Genomic DNA, 586 nt, shown 5'->3' on the forward strand with positions numbered 1-586 from the left:
GCCGGAAGCGGAAGTGGCGGCGGAGGCGGAAGTCCGGGAGTAAGCTCCATGACTGAGGATGAAATCAATGCCATCCTAAACGAAATTACAGACAGCAGGCAGAAAACAGTCTGCTCCTATGCACTACACAGAGTTGGTTTTCCTTATAGTCAGGATTTAAGAGACAGCGGTAACTATTATGACTGCAGTTCCTTAGCCTATTATTCATGGAAGGATGCAGGCGTGGATATTAGTTATGGCGGTGCAACCACAGCGGCAGCGGAGGCACAGGGACTGGATGAAGCCGGAAAGACTGTCTCCTTTGATGAGTTACAGCCGGGAGACCTTATCTTCTACAGTTTTACAAGCAACGGAAGATATAAGAACATCAGCCATGTGGCAGTATATGTCGGAAATGGCAAGGTGGTAGAGGCACTTAATGAAAGTCTTGGTGTGGTCTACAGGGATGTGGCAAGCACAGGAAAGATTGTTGTGATAGGAAGACCATAACAGGAAATTTGCAGAGAGGGCATAGTCCCTCTCTGAGACTGGAGGTAAGAATGGATTTAAAAGATATGATACTGGTAACAGAAAACGACAGGGGAAC

General features: G+C 47.1%; 1 protein-coding gene. It reads left to right on the forward strand.

The features are described from left to right. Window positions 1–489: C40 family peptidase (locus WMO38_RS15390; protein WP_349163226.1), on the forward strand; the 489-nt coding region annotated here is incomplete at its 5' end. Window positions 490–586: the final 97 nt, after the last annotated feature.

Origin of the sequence: Lachnospira hominis (ex Hitch et al. 2025), assembly GCF_040096395.1 — a bacterium.
GTDB lineage: Bacteria > Bacillota > Clostridia > Lachnospirales > Lachnospiraceae > Lachnospira > Lachnospira hominis.